Source organism: Rhizobacter sp. P3_B12 (genome assembly GCF_056402895.1).
This window is the reverse complement of the sequence record NZ_JBFUGN010001469.1, coordinates 1-1,044: the sequence shown is the minus strand read 5'-3', so window position 1 is coordinate 1,044 and position 1,044 is coordinate 1. Positions and strand designations below refer to the sequence as shown.

1 protein-coding gene and 1 pseudogene are annotated in these 1,044 nt (G+C 67.9%); one reads left to right on the top strand and one right to left on the bottom strand.

What is annotated here, in order from left to right:
- Positions 1 to 111 (bottom strand): annotated as a pseudogene (locus AC1D01_RS36155) (RidA family protein); the annotation flags it as partial.
- A 125-nt stretch (positions 112 to 236) separates the two neighbouring features.
- Here AC1D01_RS36155 and AC1D01_RS36150 point away from each other — a divergent pair.
- Positions 237 to 1,044, top strand: an 808-nt coding sequence (locus tag AC1D01_RS36150; protein WP_477874556.1) for a LysR family transcriptional regulator, incomplete at its 3' end; no start/stop codon positions are given.

The following is a 1,044-nucleotide window of genomic DNA, read 5'->3' as shown; positions in this document are numbered from 1 at the left end:
GACCTGCCCCGACACGAACAGGAAGCCGTTGGACCGGATCGCCGGCGAATACCGGTTCGTTTCATAGAGCGCCTGGCGCCCGGCCGGAAAAACCACATCACGCTTGCCCATCGCTTGCATCCTTGAATTGATCACGATGGAGAGACTCTAGGCATCCCCGCCGCCGGGATCTACGGGCCTGGCAGACAATCATCGTTTGGAAAATCCAAACAATCGTCGAAGAGCGGGGATCAGCGATGGACCGTTTTGATGCGATGCAGGCATTCGCCCGCGTGGTGGAGACCGGCAGCTTCACGAAGGCGGCCGAGACGCTGCAGCTGAGCAAGACCAGCGTGACGCAGCTGGTGCAGCAGCTGGAGGCCCGGCTGCGCGTGAAGCTGCTGAACCGCACCACGCGCAAGGTCAACGTGACGGCCGACGGCGCGGCCTACTACGAGCACGTGCTGCGCCTGCTGGCCGACATGGACGATGCCGAGAGCAGCCTGTCGAGCGCCTCGGCGACGCCGCGGGGCCGGCTGCGGGTCGACGTGCCGACCCCGCTGGCCCGCATCATCCTGGTGCCGGCACTGCCGGCCTTCCACGCGCGCTACCCCGACATCCAGCTCGACATGGGCGTGAGCGACCGCATGGTGGACCTGATCGGCGAGAAGGTGGATTGCGTCGTGCGCGGCGGCGAACTCACCGACCTGTCGCTGATGGCACGCCGCGTGGGCGATCTGCAGGCCCGGGTCTGTGCGGCGCCGAGCTACCTGGCGCGCGCGGGCACACCGGCGCATCCGCGGGATCTCGAGGGCACGCATCACCGCATCGTGGGCTACAAGAGCGCGCGCACCGGCAAGATCGTGCCGTACGCGATGCAGCGCGACGGCGAACGCATCGAGGTGACGGGGCGGTACGTGGTCGCGATGGACGATGGCAACGCCTGCCTGGCGGCCGGCCTGGCGGGCCTGGGAGTGCTCTGGCTGCCGGATTACATGTCGCAGGCCCACCGGGCGAGCGGCGAGCTGGTGCCGCTGTTCCCGGACTGGCGCTTCGATGCGATGC